This is a genomic window from Trichlorobacter sp. (assembly GCF_030247655.1).
Taxonomy (GTDB): Bacteria; Desulfobacterota; Desulfuromonadia; order Geobacterales; family Pseudopelobacteraceae; genus Trichlorobacter.
This window is the reverse complement of the sequence record NZ_JAOTRZ010000014.1, coordinates 18,718-33,229: the sequence shown is the minus strand read 5'-3', so window position 1 is coordinate 33,229 and position 14,512 is coordinate 18,718. Positions and strand designations below refer to the sequence as shown.

The following is a 14,512-nucleotide window of genomic DNA, read 5'->3' as shown; positions in this document are numbered from 1 at the left end:
GATTAACTGGTTGGCAGCGGTGGCCATAGCTGCAAGGGCGGTAAGGGTGGCGTCAAGGGGCTGATATGTAGACCCGTGATTATGATCTCCGGCAGCAACAGTCCCAGAGGAGGTACCGACTGCCAGCAGAGCCGCCGCACCCAACCCCAGTGTTGCCCGTGCCGTTGCCGCGTCAGCATCATCCAGCAGGGTACGGGCAAACGCGGTAAGGGCAGTGGTTCCAAATGTGTCGCTACCGGTGGCGTAGATTAACTGGTTGGCAGCGGTGGCCATAGCTGCAAGGGAGGTAAGGGTGGCGTCAAGGGGCTGCTTGCTTGCCAACGCTGTAGTTATAGTGGTGGCGAAGTTGGGATCATTACCCAACGCGGTCGCCAGTTCATTTAACTGATTCAGGGCTGTCGGTGATCCGTTAACCAGTGCCGTAATAGCTGCATCTATTGCCGCTTTAACGCCTGCAGCATGGGTGGCTCTGACTGAATCAGTTCCCGTTACTGTTTCTGCAGCCGTTGCCAACTCAAGCAGCCCTGCAGCAGTTTCAGAGCCTGCCACTATACCCAGGGTTGCCCTGGCCGCTGCCGCGTCAGCATCATCCAGCAGGGTACGGGCAAACGCGGTCAGGGTAGTGGTGGCAAACGCATCAGCCCCCGTGGCGTAGATCAGTTTATCGGCAACAGTAGTAATGGCAGCCAGAGCAGTCAGGGTTGCATCCAGCGGTTGTGTACCCTCTCCCAGGGCAGTTAGTGAGGCCTTTAAGTATGCCGTCCGGTTGGCCAGTTGTCTGGCCTGCAGGTTGTCAACGCCATCCGGGCCGCCCTCTACCGGGTCAGTGGTTTCCAACTGATATATTCCCGGTGTCCATTCCGATACTTCTACTAGATCTGCCATAGTTATGGTCTCCTTTATGCCGCGCCACGGCTGTAACTGCCGTCGTGGTAACCTGCGCCGTTGTGTCGCAACGGTGCCTCTGTGTAGACAATTTGTAATAATTTGCATCTGACCGGTGCAAACTCATTGGCCAGCGCCCGGATCAGCACGGCCTGATCAACGGTTATAAGCCGGTGCATAATGATGTGGTAATTACGCCACGCACCGTTACCGTTGCCGTGAGTCATCAATCCGTTGCGGGTATAGGTGCCGTCATGGAATAGTTCACCGGGCCGCTCAATGATGGTGACCTCGCCGAATCCGGCGTCACGGATAGCTCGCTTGATGCCTGCAGGGGTGCCCTTCAGGCGGTGGATGGCAATGGCGTTTTTGATCAGTGTGCGGCGGTTGGTGGCGTTCTCCGCCAGTGCCCCGCCTTCGATCCCGGCAACGTGAAACTGTTCAACCAGGTGCAGCAGTGCTGAATCCGCAACATTGTCGACCAGGTAGACCAGAAGCGGTGTCAGGTCCAGCGTGCCCATGCGGTCTATCAGCTCATTCAGGGCCAGGGTTGAAACATCACGGATTGCATCCGGTATCAGACGTGTGTCCGCTGCCATCAGCCTGCCACCGTGCCGGTTATGGTGACGGTGATTGAGGTGCAATCACACCACTCATATAGTTCGTTAATGATGTCGGCTGCAGGGGTGACCACGCTGGGCCGGTATACGCCGTCTACCCCGGCAACCGCTGTGATCCGTTCACGAATAACATCCCGGCCCAGCTTGGCACGTAGCCAGGTAGTGTACGTAGCCAGGGCAGTTTCTGCAGCGGCCTTGACCGTGGCGGCATCCGCGCTGTCGTAGATAACCAGACCAATATTGATCTCTGTTGTTTTGCGGGTAGGTGCCACGGCGCTAACCTTGTCTGACAGGGGGCGGACGTTTTCAGCCGAGCAGATGGCTTCAACCGCTGCCAGGATCTCAGTTGACGGGGTACCGGTGGCCAACAGTGGATAGAGTGTGATGTTCCCCTCATTATCAACCACCGGCTCTACATCAATAATGCTTTGATGGGCGGTCTTTGCCCAATAGATGTAGGCGTTACGGCTACCGGCCACGCTGAACGATTCCGGGGCCAGCTTGATCCGCTCACGTAGGGCATCATCAGTTTCCTCATCTACCCCGCCGCTGGTGGCGGTTATGTTGGTGACGCTGTCAATGTAGGACAGCGGCGAGAGCAGGTCCGTGATGGTACCGATTGCGTAGTCGTTGGCCACGGTACCGGCTGTTTCGGCCGTGGCCATGACGGTTCCGGTCAGGTTACCTGCAGGGATGGTCAGGTCTGTATCAGTGGTAAACGAATACAGGCCGTCAGAACTGCCCACCAGCGTAGCTATTGGGATTAACAGATCAAACGCCAACGCCTCAGACAGTTCAAACTGCAGGGTGGTAACGGCATACTGGGCAGGCAGGCGTTCAACCCCTACCAGTGCCCCCAGGTAGTCGATTATTGGGTAGATGGCATAATCAACCAGGCACTGCTTTGCTGCTTCCTGGATGCCGATGCGGATCAGGGATTCCCGGTAGGATATCTGATTCACCATCAGCATTTCCGGCTGGGCTGGCTGCAGGGTTTTGCCGGACAGTGACTCATACAGAGCGATGTTTTCAGCGGTAACCTTTGCGGGGTCACGTTCGATAAATGAGGGTTCAGGCAGCGCCATCTATGCGGACCTCCGTTTTGTTAATGGTGTCATCACCGTTAAATTGCCACTCAACCAGGACGGTAACCGTATTACCGCTAAATTCTGTGGTTACTCGCACTAGCGTGATTCTGGGTTCCCACAGTTCCAGCGCCTCTACTACATCAGCAACCACCAGCGGGCGGGCAACGGGAATCGGTTTATCCAGGTGCAACCAGGCATTACAACCGAACAGGGGCCGGTGTGGGTCTGATCCTGGACGTGTGGTCAGGATGATGCCGATACACTGGTTGATATCGTCGGTGTCTTCCACCACCTGGCCGGGATTGCCCACCGATATTGACCAATCTGCCGCTTGTATGTCCTGGACACGTACTGTCATTTACATCCCCTGATCAGGCGGGTTAGTTGTGCCGCCACCCTCACCGTTTTCCGGGTGAGTATGACCGTTATAGATTGCACGATCACCGCTCATAGTACGCACAGAGTCCCTCACCTCTGCATCGCCAGTAATATTCCCGGTAACATGCAGGGTGCCGTTTATGGTGCCTGCCCCTGCCGTGCCGTTGTAGCTGGCCATGTTGATTGACGGGGCCTGCAGTACAATGCCTACAGCGGCTTTAATGGTGGTCAGACCCTGGCTGTCACTGGTAACGGTGCCGGTAGTGGTCAATTCAACATCCCCCTGTACGTTGGCGCTCAGCTTATGGGCTGCCCGGTCATACTGGATGTTGGTGCCGTCCTTGAACTGCTTGTAAAACAGATCCGGGTTACTGATGGGCGGCAGATCTGCATCTGAATAGATGGCACAGACCACCACACCAAACTCGTAGTTTTCATCCATCAGGCATGCCACCTGGGTTTGCAGATCCGGCAGCCAGTAATCAAAATCACCCAGGGACTTTTGAACCCCCACCGGCAGCCAGTCAGAGACCATGTTGTCATGGTCCGGGAACTGCACCCGTACCTTGTGCTTATCTGGATCACGCGCAACTACGGTACCGGTCATTTGATCACCCTTGCGTTGTTTCGTAGGTTCTTCATGCCTTTAACCAGCATGGCCGAGGTACTGACTTCAGGGGCGGTTTTGTATCCGCCACCACGTTCCATGATGTGCCTGACTTTGTGTGCCTGGTACCCGCCAGACAGCAGGCCCAGACCGGTCAGCTCCAGGTTGACACCAGCAACCAGCATGGTATTGCCGGTTGTGGTGAACTGACCTTCAATCTGTTTACCGTTACTGTTTTTGAGTGCTGCTGCTGCCTTGATGATCGCCTCTTCTTTTGACTCGCAGCGGGTATTCAGTTTCAAAATATCGCCGGTGGTAACTGAGGAATCTTTGTACTGATGCGTGATCAGCTTTTTCTTTACCGGGTCAAAATAGCTGACCTCACAGCCCCTGTAGATCTGGTCTGTTTTGTTGCGAAACGTGCGTTGCATCATTGCTGAGCGATCTATGACAATGATGCTGTTGGCCGTGTCCAGCGTGTCCTGGTCATGCCAGACCAACTGGCCATCTTTAATGCTGAACACAACCCCTTCAGCTTCACCGAGGCGCTTTAAAAAAGCCAGGTCCGTCTCTTTTTTCTGGGTTACCCGCTTGGCCTTGCGGCGGCGTTTTTTAGTACCCACCGTACCGGTCAGCTTCAGGCCGTGCTTGCCAGCTATTTTGCGGGCGATTTCTTCCAGACTCATATCTTCATAGGCCACGGTATTGTCAGTACGCAGGCTTTGGGTAACACCGGCAGCCAGAGCGCGGATACTGAACGTATCAGCGGTTCCACCGTTGTCCTCACACTCATCAATCTGGAATGTGCCGCAGTTCATCATTGGTGATCCCTCATAGCCTATCTGCAGCTGCAGCTGATCCCCCTTTGATGGCCACCAGCTGCTCAACCAGCGCAGATCCCGGTTCTCCAGGTTAATTTCCAGATCGTCGCTCTCGCCCTTCAGCACGTCCGTATAGGTAATCTGCAGCATGTAGGGCGCGATCTCTGCCGAGATGTCCTTTTTGTTGTAGGTCAGCACCCAACGGGGCGATGGGACGGTTATTGCTTCCACGGTGGCAGCTCCGTTGTTGATTCGGTTTCGTCTTCTTCAATGACCGGGATCAGTAGTTTGATGCCGCCCGGCAGAATTGGGATGATCATTACCTCGGGGTTAGCCGCAATGATCTGCTCATAGGCGTTGGCATCGCCGTAATACTGCCATGCCAGGTTATCCCAGCGGTCACCATCAACTGTGATATGCTCTATGACCTCAATGATCTGGCTCACGCTTTTTGCCTCACCACGGTCTTTTTGTTAACCAGCGTATAGCCTGCAGCACGGCTGGCAGCGGTCAGTTGCGGTACATCCGCCTTTTTAACCTTGGCCTTTCTCTTGCCTGCTTTCTTCCGGGCCGGGGCCTTGGCCTTGGCCACCTTCGTCTTGGTCTCCAGGGGCTTCTTATCAACGTATTCCTTCAGGGTGGCCTTAACCTCAATCGACAACAGCGTGCCGTCACCAGCAGCCATCTGTGCTGTACGGGACAGTTCAGTAATCACAAACCGCCCCAGGTACCTGCCGTTACCCTGGATCAATGGGAATGCAGTGTGGGCATTAGCCAGCGCAACCAGGGCATCATAGCTCTTTTGCGGGATGCAGAATGAGGCGTGGAACAGGAACGTCATGCTGAAACCGTCCAGGTTGGCACCCATAAACTGCAGCAGCGGCTTACCCTCTACTACCTGATGCTCGGCATAGGTCCAACCCTGGGTCAGGTCCATGGACGTGGGGCTGGTCAGCTTGGCATAGCCGATGGTGCCCAGCATCACAAACGGGGTGGCCATTAGAATGACCTCCGTTGTTTCTGCGCCATGATCCGTTCAATCATCCGCTCCAGCTCAGCCTGGCTGACCTTTGTTGCCTCCATAACCGCACCCTTGACCGCAGCCGGATCGCCGTTGCCCTGGACGGTAATCTGCGGGGCAAAATGGATGGTTATTCCACCGCTGCCCTGACCTGCAGAGATAGGTCGGGCCAGACTGGCCACTGCAGGGCGGCTGGTATTGTCTGCAGGCTGGGCCATGCCCATTGCCGGGGCAGCTGCAATCATGGTGGCAGCGGTAGCGGCCTTCATGGCCCGTACCATTGGCGCAGGCGTTATGCTCTCTGCAATGGTTTCAACCAGGCGCACCCGGTTGATGTCCCGCAGGGCACCTTCTTTAGCAGGGGAAAACGGCAGGAAACCACGGAGGCGGTTTGCCAAGCCCTTCATGGTCTCGATTGGCTTATTGATCAGGCTTTTCATGCCTTCCCAGATATTTTTGATAATATTGGCGCCGCCCTGAAAGAACTGTTTAGGATTTCTAAACAACAACATTATGGCGTTGTGCATCTTTTCAAAGGCTGTGTACCAAACAAATGCCAGCCAACCTATGAGCTTGCCGAGGATTGTTATGGGCGCGAAAACCGCTTTGATATTGAATGCCATGACTTTGCCGAACAAAGCACCTGCGGACGTCACTTTTTTTAAGGTGCTGCCAGTGAATTCCAGGGGCACGCCCAGCTGTTTCAAAAAGCCGATTACCGGAGCAATCGTAGTCATAATTGATTTGCCGGAGATACCGAGTCCAGCGAACATAGATTTTAACGGGGCGAAGCCTTCTTTAAGGCCCTGCCAAACGCCTTTAAAGAACGCTTTAATAGGATTCCAATAGGCAATAACCAGAAGAGCTCCAGCGGCTATGGCCGCGATAGCCAGGCCAACCGGGTTTAACAGCATGGAGATATTGAATAGGCGGATGGCGGCGGTCATGGTCATAATGCCCGACCGGGCAACGGGAGCGCCGCTGATGATCTCACCGAACATGCCCCGCTGCACCTGTGCGGCGCTCATGCCGCGCATGGCCAGTACCAGCAGTTTGATTTCACGGGCAGCCGGACCTGCAGCAAATTTGATAACACTAAGGCCGCTACCGTAGGCGGACAGTACAGAGCCACCCACCATAACGGCAGTACCCAGGGCAACCACACCGGCAGTCAGGGCAGCGGTTGCAGCCATGGTCAGGCCAATAAGCCCAGCTATTTTTTTATGACTTTCTATCCACTTACTTGCAAAATCAAAGGCATCGTTCAGTTTGCTTAGAATAGCTTTCAGGCCGGTGCTGTTGGTTATCGCCTCACCGATGGCGGCGACAAAGGTCTTAACCGTACCGGTGAAACTATCCCACAAAAAAGCCAGTGTTTTCTGGATGGCTGCAATCCGCTCAGACAGCGCGGCCTGACGCTTCATAGCCTCTTCAGATTCTCTCCACCCCTTCACGCCTTTCTCTGAGAAAATGGCAACCGCCTTACCGCCTACATCCCCAAACAGCTTCTTGCCAATTTCAATCTTCTGCCGGTCTGTTAACCCCTTCAGCTTCTCAAATTGGGCAATCATGTTTTCAACACCGGCAAACTTCTCGTTTTTGTCCCAGAAGTTCAGCTCAATGCCGCTGCCTTTTAAAATTTCCCTGATCTCTTCCATCTGGGGAGACTTCTTGTTGAGGCGGGTGTTGAAATCAGCCATACGGTTAAAGACCTGGTTCAGTGACTCGCCGATCTGGCTGGCTGGTATTCCGGCCTGCCCCATGATTCCGGCCATCCGAAGTACGCTATTAGACGCCTCCAGACCCTGCATACCCACCTGTTTAAGTGCGCCGGAAAGGTACGGCATGGCGTAGTAGACCTCGGTGGTATCCAGGCCGAACGCAAACTTTGCCTTGGAGAGCTGGTCGGTGAACTGCGGCATATCCTTGGCCAGAATGCCAAAGGAATCTTGAAACTTGGCGATCTTTAACGCCGAATCGTTAAATTCCTCACCGGTAACGGCGGCGAAATCAGCAACTGCCTTGCCGGTACCGGACAGGATATCTTTTGTTTTAATCCCCTGTTCCTGGAGTACGCGGAACATCTTGTAAAAACCTTCACTACTGCCCATGTAGTCTTTGCCAAACTGTTTGGCCTGGGCTGATAACGCGGCATAATCCGTCTGGTTAACCACACCACCCTTTTCCATCATGGCGACCTGCAGGCTGGTCTGGGCAGCTTCCAGATCCTTGAAGGCAGAAACGGATTTAATCACTCCGGCACCGCTGGCTGCAGCTCCCAGTTGTGAGCGATCTCCGGCCTCTTTCATTTTTTCCGACAGCTGCTTGGTTTTGGCGATCATGGCATCATACGACTGAGTAAACTTCTGGGCGGTGCGGGCTACGGCTGCACCCAGACCTGTTGCAGCACGGGTGTTGTTATTCAAGCCGGTGGTTAGCCCTCCGGTTTTGCCTGCAGATCCACTTGCAGCCGTACCAACGCCTGCAACCTGCTCATTGATCTTTTTCAATGGAGCGGTTAACAGATCAATAGCCTTAAAGGTCAAAGCTATGGTCATTGCGCTGGATGTGGACATTGTTTCCCTTTGTGTTATACTGATGCCATGTGGATCGTTGGCTTACTCTTCATACTGCTTTTAGCAGGCTGTTTCTTCCCGCCGCTGTTGGTGCTGGTTCTGTGTGGCTTGGGCATTCTGTTGGCTCTGTTACTGATTGGCGTGGTGTTTGGCTCCATCCAGGGACTCTGGCAGGGACTGACGGCCCGTAAAGAGCCGTCCCCCTAATTTTCCAGCCTTTTGTTTAACTCCCTGATGTACCCGTCAACATGCCGTATCCAGTAATCCAGCTCCGGCAGTGTCATACGCCCTATGCGCTCTTCTCTGAACTTGCCTTCTCGGGTGAGGTAGATGACCCGGTCGGCAAGGTCTGAGTACCCGACAGTTCCAAATCTTTGGATATGTCCAAAAAATCCTTGCTCGACAGCCTCTCCAGCTCTTCAGGCGGTAGCGCTTTACCGTCAAACATTCCCACCTGTGACAACAGCGCCAGCATAAACGCCAGGCCTTCAGCCTTGCCTGCAATCCGCTCCGCCCTCAGTAGATCATCAACCAGCGGCTGTCTGATCTCCACCTCCTCAACCTTCAGCGACGGTTTGCCGCTTTCAACCTTCGTAACCTTCATCCCTTACCCTCCGATGTTTGCTTTGTAGGCTTCCAGTAGGTCCACGCCGTCCACCTTGTAGATGTTGGCCAGCACGTCCACCTCAATAATGTCTTTACCGTCCATGCTGATCCGCAGGTAGGTGACCGACATACTGGTCTCGGCCTCAACGTTGTCGTGTTGCTTGTAATTGCCTGCAGGAAACTTCTTGAACGTGCCCGTGATGTAGACCACCACTGGAACCTGCTCGGTGCGGCCTGCGCCGGTGTAAGTCTCCATGCTGGAGCGGCACTGCAGCTGAACCGCTGCAAACGGGTTGGCGGCTTTTTTCAACACCTCCGGGTAGAGACAGTTCCACTTCTGAGTGGACTCCATCTTATCCAGGCCGGAGGGCAGTTCAACCTTGCCCACCAGGCCCAGGGCCTTATGCTCGGCCATGGTCACAACCACATCCGGCATCTTGATTTCCTCGGTTTTGCCGAGGAACGAGTTGCCGTCGATGTACACGTTGGCGTTGGTGATCTGCTTAATTGATGTCTGTCCCATTAGTTGCTACCTCCGATGCTGGACAGGTAATCCAGGTTGAGCGTGCGGATGAACGTAATACGCTCCATGGTGGGTGGCCACATGTAGTCATAGCGGAACGTGACGTGACCGTTTGACAGTTCCGTGGTCTCGTTATCTGCCTTGTCATACCAGCAGTTGCCGTCCAGGATGGCTCCATCGCCCTGCAGTTTGCGCATGAATGAACGGACGCTCTCAGTAACAGAATCAACAAATGCCTGGCTAAATGGCCGGTCAATGAATTGAAGCATGGCGTATTCAATGCTGTCGCCGATCACATCGCCGGTACGGATACAGGCCTCAAACGTATTGGGGCCGGATTCGGACGGCCATGCTGCAGAGCGACTGCCCCAGGTGCGGAAACCAGTGCCGAATGAGTTGAACACGGTCACGATTCCCACTTCATTCAGCAGGTTGATCTCGCTGGTGGAGTCGTTGATTTCACCGGTCAACGGCAGTTCAGTGCCCACAATGCCGTCAATCTGGGTATTGCTGTTTGACCACCAGTAGCCGAATTCCAGGTCTTTATAGGCCCGGATACCTGCTGCAAATGCACTGTAGGGCTGCAGCACATTGTCATCCGATACCGCGTCATAAACCAGCAGGTGAGGGTAGTGGATCATGCTGCGCCGCGATGAGGTCTGCAGGTTGACGGTACCGGCAGGTCCGCGCCCCTCAATGGCCTGCTGGAACGTGGTGCCCACCGGTGCATCGGTATAGGCAATGGCATGCAGCCGACCGGCCAGGGTCTCCAGCTCGGTGCGGATGGCAGCCAGAAACGACCAGCCAGGGGCGATCAAAATTTTCGGTTTGAACCCGAACAGCGAATAGGTATTCAGCCAGGCCTGCATGCCGGTGCGGTTCCCGGCAGCATCCACCGTGCCGATGATGTCGGCATTGGTGACCAGGGTCGGGTCAGGGGTGGAACCGGTTTTGTGGGTTGCCGGGTTGAATACGTTAATGGCAATTACCGTGGCAGCGCCCTTCTTAAACACGGCCTTTAACGCTGTTGGCAGGCTGTACCCGGCAGTCTCAGCGCCAAAGAACTTGGCTGCAGCCACCTCTGATGTCAGCAACACCGGTTTGTTAATGGTCTGGTTGGCCACGTCCAGCGTCTGGATCGGCGCGGTACCGACGATGCCGATAACGGCAGATTTAACCACGCGGATAGGCTTGGCACCGTTATCCAGCGTAATGGTTTCGACACCATGTAAATAATTAGCTGGCACTGGAGGTCTCCTTTGCCTTTACGGCTTTTGCCGGTTCCTGGGCTGGGGCCGGATCTGCAGACTGCTCAACCAGGTACTCCTTGGCCAGCAGCGTTTTGACCCGCTCGTTGTCTTCCGGCAGGCTGTAGGTTTTGCCGGGGTGCATCAGTTTTTCATCCGGCGTATCGCCCTCTTTTTTGGGCGGCAGGGTAATGCCGGTGGCAACCGGCCCCTGGTACAGATAGGTTTTGTTTGCCATTACGGCACCTCCGATGAGACCACAATCGTCTCGTTAGTTAATTCACTGATTGCCGTGATCCGCTTGACCAGGATCACCGGTTCCTCTTCCTGGATTTCTATGTTCAGCGTCTCTGTCTTGAACGTGATCTGATACTGCCACAGCCGCCTGTTCTTGATCTTGAGGCCGGAACTACGGCCTGCATACCCCTCACTGATCGGGGTCAACTTCTTACTGCAGTTGGGCGGTATAAACCCGGTCAGACCCGCCCGCACCGTTTCCATGAATTCGTAAATACCGCCCTGCTTCCCCCGCAGGCTCCACATGGCCAGGGTGACCTCAAACAACATTTCCCTGTCCTGGACAACTAGGCTGGTGTCCCGTGTATCTCCGTAATTGCCCTCTGTGTAGCGGACCAGCAGGGCACCGATTGCATGGGTCGGCTCATAGATCTCAGGATCATCCGGGTAGGGCTGCACCAGTACCCGCTTGCCTGTTTTTGCCAGCAGCCGGTCAATGATCGCGTCTTCTATGGGGCTGATAAAATCCATGGTTAGCGGCCTGTAAACGAATCAAACACTGAATCGCTGAAAATGCGATCGGCACTGGTCTTGTTGGTTTTGAAAAAGCCGGTTGTACCTGGTTCAGCTCCGGTTGAGGCCGGGGGCAGTGTTTCAATACTGAGTGTGGCCAGCCCCTTCTGCACATCCCGCAGCCAGGCTACCGCCTCCTTTGCTGCCCTGGTCACATCTTCCGGCACCGTCCGCTCCGGCATGCAGCCGTAGATCCGGGCAATGGCCATATCCTCGGCATAGCCTGCCAGCTCTGGTGGAACCTCTGACAGCGGCAGGGCATAACGACTGCGGAGATACCCATTGACAATGCCGTCCACCCGGCTGATTTCGCGGTTGATCACCGTGTAGTCAGGTTCGGTCTCCTCACCGGTTGGGCGCTTGATGGTGAGGTTGATCAGATGGTCAACACCGTACTTCTCGATGAGTATCTCCGCTGTGGTGTACATTACTTACTTGGCCCCTTTAGCGGCAGGCTTGGCTGCTGCTGCCTTCAGTTGCTCGTTTTCGGCCTGCAGGTCGGCGATCTGCTGCTTGTAGTTGGCAAATATGGCCTCGTGATCATCCAACAACGTGGCCAGAGATTCCTGGTGCTTTTGCAGCTCGTCCTCCAGCTCGGTGATCCGTTTCTGGAGGCTGGTATCCTGGGCGGTGGTGGCAGGCATGGCGCTGCCGTCAGCAGGCTTGATAAAACTGGCCAGCTCGGATGCTTCATCACTAGTTAGCTCAATCTCGCTATCAACCTTGTGTATCCGCCCGAGGCCGTGAAATTGTGTAACAACGATGTACTTAGACTTGTTCATGTACCCCCCTCCTTACCGTGTGCCTGTCAGCAGGAATGCCATGTCATTGGCCACGATCAGCTCTTTAACGGACTCGCCCACTTTAATGACCAGGCTGCCGTGCAGACCTTTGTCGCTATCTATCTTGGACAGGGTCACCCGTTGACGATAGGGCACCGTATAGGCGTAGGTAGTGCCCTGGCGGGTATCGGCCAACGGGTCGTTACTGAAGAACAGAATTGACTCATCCCAGACCCGCTTCATGCTACGTGCCTGACCCTTACGGGCATTGTTGACCCAGGCCTCGCCGATCAGGATGTCATCCAGCTCAAACAGCTCCATCAGTTGCTGCTTTGTGGCCTTGCCCTTCTCGCCGTCAGTTTTGTTGATGGCCTTGATAATGCTGGGATTGCGTGACAGCAGAGAATAGTCATAGCGGCCAATGGCCATCTTGTTGGGCCGCATGATGCAGCTGTTCAGCGCCTCCTCAAAAATCTCAATCGGATCACAGAGGGCGGATGTCAGTTTGCTATCGCCTGTCAGGGCCAGCTTGTTTGATGAGGGGTAATTGTCAGCATCAAACGCCATCTTTGCCACGCGGATCTCACGATCCAGCAGGATCAGGTTTGTCAGGAACTCAGTTGACCGGCCCGGAAGGTTGGCCTCTGGGTTGTCATCAATATCAGGCAGCGGGATAGCATCCTTCAGACCGCGATCCTCGGTTGATCCGGTCTTTTGTGTGGATGACTGGCCAACCTGGTTAACGTCTGATGTACGTCCCACCGAGGTGTCAGGCACGGTAAAAGCCTCATCAGCGTTGGAAAACTCGTTAAACTTGAACTCTTCTTTGTTGATTGACGGCAGCCGGGGCATAACGTCATCAGCAATCAGTTTGCCGTTGTGGTAGGCACGGGTTATGGCCGTTAATTCAGGTTCTACTGCGTATGCAGATTTAGGCACGGGGTATCTCCTCTCGTGTAATGTGGGTTAGGCAGCCGGACCAATCAGCTTGCCGGTAGCAAGGAAGGTCGGGCAGATATCGCCGAGTACGCCGGACACTTCGGCAATAGCGCCGTAGTAGACGGTTGTGCCTGCAGCCGGATCAACAACGGCAATGGCCCGCCCCTCGGCATCAGAGGTCAGCAGATCGCCACGGGTTACTGTGCCGCCATACTCAATCTCCGGCATGGCATCGCGCACGATATCGCCCCGCTCACCATCAACCAGGTTGATGTCATGACAAACGCCAGTCAGTGGAGCGGTTGCGCCAACCGCCACTTTTACGGTGCGGTCTGCAGTGCCAGGCGTAACAAAACGATAGCGGGGGATTGCCCCTTGTGCGGTGTAGTTGTAACGATTACCGGGCCTCACTTGGCACCCCCTTTCTTAATGTGCGAAACAGCATCGGTGTACGAAACGGTACGACCTGCAGCGGCCTCGGATTCAACAAACTGCCGGGCGTTTGCTGCCAGCGTGTCAACATCCATGTCGCCAACCTTGGCCAGATCACCCACCTTGTCCTTGGTGGCATGCTCACCAAACTGAACCACTGTGGGCAGCGCCATCAGCTGCCCCTTGTAGACGTCCAGGGCCGAGCGGGTGGTCTTGCCGTCACCCTCGCCAAACTCAACCGGGGCTGCACTGGCCAGGGTCATCATATGGTTGATGGTGGCCTCCCGTGATCCTTCTGCTACCCGCTGTTGCATTTCCGGGGTCATCAGGAATTCGCGGAACTCAGCCCGCAGCCTGCCATCACGCTCGGTGGTCAACTGTTTCTGCAGGTTGCCGACCTGTTCGGACAGGCCCTTGATGGTCTCGCCGACCGTTTTCATGTTTTCGGCGAACTGTGCTGCGGTTGTGCCCACAGCCTTGGTGATTAAATCTTGCACCTCTTCAGGTTTCATACCTTCCTCCTCGGGTTCGTTGTACAGACTGTTTGATTGCTCCGGTTCAGGCGGTGGTGTCAGCAGATCCTGCACCTCCCAGCCCTTGATTATGTTGTCAGCCTTTTCCGCGCCCAGGGTTTCAACCAGGTGGTCACGGAGGCGCAGGATGATTTGACCCAGGGTGGTCATGCGCCAGTCGCTGTATTCGTAGGTAATGGCAGTGCCACGGTCGCCATCATTAAATGCAAAATCCGGCAGACCTTTGATGGCCGGAGGCATGGCCCCCAGATAGCCGATGTGGCGCAGGGAACCGTCCGGGTAGAGTGCTATGGACTTTTTCTTGAACAGCTTCTTGGCTGCCCAGTCCTTGAACTCGTTGGCCACGTCCTTGTATTTCAGGTACAGGCCGGTGCCCTCTCGCTTGATACCGGCAACCCAGCCAAACGCCGGGGCGTTGTCTGCCGGATGCCCAATCACCAGGGGCGGCTCATGAACCTCCGGATTAAATGAACAGACGATCTTGTCCAGATCATCAGTGGTCCAGTTGCGGGTATTGCCGGAGCTGTCAGTGTGCTTTCCAGCACGAAAAACCAGATCCCATTCATCCATGATTTTCTTCTCCTGTTGTGTACGGTGCCAACGCACCGTACTGCAGTCTCCAAAATCAGTCCGTTGACCTGTTC

The 14,512-nt window shown here is 55.1% G+C and carries 20 protein-coding genes; 1 reads left to right on the top strand and 19 read right to left on the bottom strand.

What is annotated here, in order from left to right; all coding sequences use genetic code 11:
* The 9 genes from OEL57_RS02450 to OEL57_RS02410 form a co-directional block, all read right to left on the bottom strand.
* Positions 1 to 885 (bottom strand): hypothetical protein (locus OEL57_RS02450; protein WP_414718495.1); only part of this gene is annotated, 885 nt, incomplete at its 3' end.
* Positions 886 to 899: 14 nt separating this feature from the next.
* On the bottom strand, positions 900 to 1,484 hold the full coding sequence (locus OEL57_RS02445; protein ID WP_300736588.1) for a phage tail protein: 585 nt from the start codon (positions 1,482 to 1,484) through the stop codon (positions 900 to 902).
* Positions 1,484 to 2,590, bottom strand: a complete 1,107-nt coding sequence (locus OEL57_RS02440; protein WP_300736585.1) for a baseplate assembly protein — start codon at positions 2,588 to 2,590, stop codon at positions 1,484 to 1,486. The genes OEL57_RS02445 and OEL57_RS02440 overlap by 1 nt, the downstream gene beginning before the upstream one ends.
* Complete coding sequence (locus OEL57_RS02435) at positions 2,577 to 2,951, bottom strand: GPW/gp25 family protein (protein WP_300736583.1); 375 nt, start codon at positions 2,949 to 2,951, stop codon at positions 2,577 to 2,579. The genes OEL57_RS02440 and OEL57_RS02435 overlap by 14 nt, the downstream gene beginning before the upstream one ends.
* Positions 2,952 to 3,578 carry a phage baseplate assembly protein V gene (locus tag OEL57_RS02430; protein WP_300736582.1) on the bottom strand — a complete coding sequence of 209 codons (627 nt, stop codon included), beginning with the start codon at positions 3,576 to 3,578 and terminating at the stop codon, positions 2,952 to 2,954.
* Positions 3,575 to 4,630 (bottom strand): phage late control D family protein, encoded by a 1,056-nt coding sequence (locus OEL57_RS02425; protein ID WP_300736581.1) that lies wholly within the window; start codon positions 4,628 to 4,630, stop codon positions 3,575 to 3,577. The genes OEL57_RS02430 and OEL57_RS02425 overlap by 4 nt, the downstream gene beginning before the upstream one ends.
* Entirely contained in the window at positions 4,618 to 4,845 is a 228-nt protein-coding gene (locus OEL57_RS02420; protein WP_300736580.1) for a tail protein X, read from the bottom strand. Before OEL57_RS02420 ends, OEL57_RS02425 begins: the two co-directional genes overlap by 13 nt.
* Positions 4,842 to 5,399 carry a phage tail protein gene (locus tag OEL57_RS02415; protein WP_300736579.1) on the bottom strand — a complete coding sequence of 186 codons (558 nt, stop codon included), beginning with the start codon at positions 5,397 to 5,399 and terminating at the stop codon, positions 4,842 to 4,844. The genes OEL57_RS02420 and OEL57_RS02415 overlap by 4 nt, the downstream gene beginning before the upstream one ends.
* Complete coding sequence (locus OEL57_RS02410; RefSeq protein WP_300736576.1) at positions 5,399 to 7,996, bottom strand: phage tail tape measure protein; 2,598 nt, start codon at positions 7,994 to 7,996, stop codon at positions 5,399 to 5,401. Before OEL57_RS02410 ends, OEL57_RS02415 begins: the two co-directional genes overlap by 1 nt.
* 9 nt (positions 7,997 to 8,005) lie before the next feature.
* Here OEL57_RS02410 and OEL57_RS02405 point away from each other — a divergent pair, with 9 nt between their 5' ends.
* Positions 8,006 to 8,203, top strand: coding sequence for a hypothetical protein (locus OEL57_RS02405; protein ID WP_300736574.1), 198 nt, complete (start codon positions 8,006 to 8,008; stop codon positions 8,201 to 8,203).
* An 82-nt stretch (positions 8,204 to 8,285) separates the two neighbouring features.
* On the opposite strand, the gene OEL57_RS02400 is transcribed toward OEL57_RS02405, so the two are convergent.
* Genes OEL57_RS02400 through OEL57_RS02355 form a run of 10 tightly spaced genes read right to left on the bottom strand, consistent with a single transcriptional unit; the run spans position 8,286 to position 14,438 of the window.
* Positions 8,286 to 8,600, bottom strand: a complete 315-nt coding sequence (locus OEL57_RS02400) for a phage tail assembly protein (RefSeq protein WP_300736571.1) — start codon at positions 8,598 to 8,600, stop codon at positions 8,286 to 8,288.
* 3 nt (positions 8,601 to 8,603) lie between these two features.
* The gene (locus tag OEL57_RS02395) at positions 8,604 to 9,125 is read right to left on the bottom strand and encodes a phage major tail tube protein (RefSeq protein ID WP_300736569.1); all 522 of its coding nucleotides are present in this window, start codon (positions 9,123 to 9,125) and stop codon (positions 8,604 to 8,606) included.
* Positions 9,125 to 10,372 carry a phage tail sheath subtilisin-like domain-containing protein gene (locus OEL57_RS02390; RefSeq protein ID WP_300736566.1) on the bottom strand — a complete coding sequence of 416 codons (1,248 nt, stop codon included), beginning with the start codon at positions 10,370 to 10,372 and terminating at the stop codon, positions 9,125 to 9,127. Before OEL57_RS02390 ends, OEL57_RS02395 begins: the two co-directional genes overlap by 1 nt.
* Entirely contained in the window at positions 10,362 to 10,610 is a 249-nt protein-coding gene (locus OEL57_RS02385) for a hypothetical protein (RefSeq protein ID WP_300736564.1), read from the bottom strand. The genes OEL57_RS02390 and OEL57_RS02385 overlap by 11 nt, the downstream gene beginning before the upstream one ends.
* The gene (locus OEL57_RS02380; protein ID WP_300736562.1) at positions 10,610 to 11,140 is read right to left on the bottom strand and encodes a Gp37 family protein; all 531 of its coding nucleotides are present in this window, start codon (positions 11,138 to 11,140) and stop codon (positions 10,610 to 10,612) included. Before OEL57_RS02380 ends, OEL57_RS02385 begins: the two co-directional genes overlap by 1 nt.
* Before the next feature lie 2 nt (positions 11,141 to 11,142).
* Complete coding sequence (locus OEL57_RS02375; protein ID WP_300736560.1) at positions 11,143 to 11,610, bottom strand: DUF1320 domain-containing protein; 468 nt, start codon at positions 11,608 to 11,610, stop codon at positions 11,143 to 11,145.
* Positions 11,611 to 11,613: 3 nt separating this feature from the next.
* On the bottom strand, positions 11,614 to 11,964 hold the full coding sequence (locus OEL57_RS02370) for a hypothetical protein (protein WP_300736558.1): 351 nt from the start codon (positions 11,962 to 11,964) through the stop codon (positions 11,614 to 11,616).
* A 12-nt stretch (positions 11,965 to 11,976) separates the two neighbouring features.
* The gene (locus OEL57_RS02365; RefSeq protein WP_300736555.1) at positions 11,977 to 12,903 is read right to left on the bottom strand and encodes a hypothetical protein; all 927 of its coding nucleotides are present in this window, start codon (positions 12,901 to 12,903) and stop codon (positions 11,977 to 11,979) included.
* Between the two features lie 27 nt (positions 12,904 to 12,930).
* Positions 12,931 to 13,314: a capsid cement protein gene (locus OEL57_RS02360; RefSeq protein WP_300736552.1), complete on the bottom strand. Its 384-nt coding sequence runs from the start codon at positions 13,312 to 13,314 to the stop codon at positions 12,931 to 12,933.
* Entirely contained in the window at positions 13,311 to 14,438 is a 1,128-nt protein-coding gene (locus OEL57_RS02355; RefSeq protein WP_300736549.1) for a hypothetical protein, read from the bottom strand. The genes OEL57_RS02360 and OEL57_RS02355 overlap by 4 nt, the downstream gene beginning before the upstream one ends.
* Positions 14,439 to 14,512: the final 74 nt, after the last annotated feature.

Excerpts from the sequence above, each read along its gene's own strand:
- OEL57_RS02445 (WP_300736588.1), bottom strand. The coding sequence starts at position 1,484 with ATGGCAGCGGACACACGTCTGATACCGGATGCAATCCGTGATGTTTCA.
- OEL57_RS02440 (WP_300736585.1), bottom strand. The coding sequence starts at position 2,590 with ATGGCGCTGCCTGAACCCTCATTTATCGAACGTGACCCCGCAAAGGTT.
- OEL57_RS02435 (WP_300736583.1), bottom strand. The coding sequence starts at position 2,951 with ATGACAGTACGTGTCCAGGACATACAAGCGGCAGATTGGTCAATATCG.
- OEL57_RS02430 (WP_300736582.1), bottom strand. The coding sequence starts at position 3,578 with ATGACCGGTACCGTAGTTGCGCGTGATCCAGATAAGCACAAGGTACGG.
- OEL57_RS02415 (WP_300736579.1), bottom strand. The coding sequence starts at position 5,399 with ATGGCCACCCCGTTTGTGATGCTGGGCACCATCGGCTATGCCAAGCTG.
- OEL57_RS02410 (WP_300736576.1), bottom strand. The coding sequence starts at position 7,996 with ATGTCCACATCCAGCGCAATGACCATAGCTTTGACCTTTAAGGCTATT.
- OEL57_RS02400 (WP_300736571.1), bottom strand. The coding sequence starts at position 8,600 with ATGAAGGTTACGAAGGTTGAAAGCGGCAAACCGTCGCTGAAGGTTGAG.
- OEL57_RS02395 (WP_300736569.1), bottom strand. The coding sequence starts at position 9,125 with ATGGGACAGACATCAATTAAGCAGATCACCAACGCCAACGTGTACATC.
- OEL57_RS02385 (WP_300736564.1), bottom strand. The coding sequence starts at position 10,610 with ATGGCAAACAAAACCTATCTGTACCAGGGGCCGGTTGCCACCGGCATT.
- OEL57_RS02380 (WP_300736562.1), bottom strand. The coding sequence starts at position 11,140 with ATGGATTTTATCAGCCCCATAGAAGACGCGATCATTGACCGGCTGCTG.
- OEL57_RS02375 (WP_300736560.1), bottom strand. The coding sequence starts at position 11,610 with ATGTACACCACAGCGGAGATACTCATCGAGAAGTACGGTGTTGACCAT.
- OEL57_RS02370 (WP_300736558.1), bottom strand. The coding sequence starts at position 11,964 with ATGAACAAGTCTAAGTACATCGTTGTTACACAATTTCACGGCCTCGGG.
- OEL57_RS02355 (WP_300736549.1), bottom strand. The coding sequence starts at position 14,438 with ATGGATGAATGGGATCTGGTTTTTCGTGCTGGAAAGCACACTGACAGC.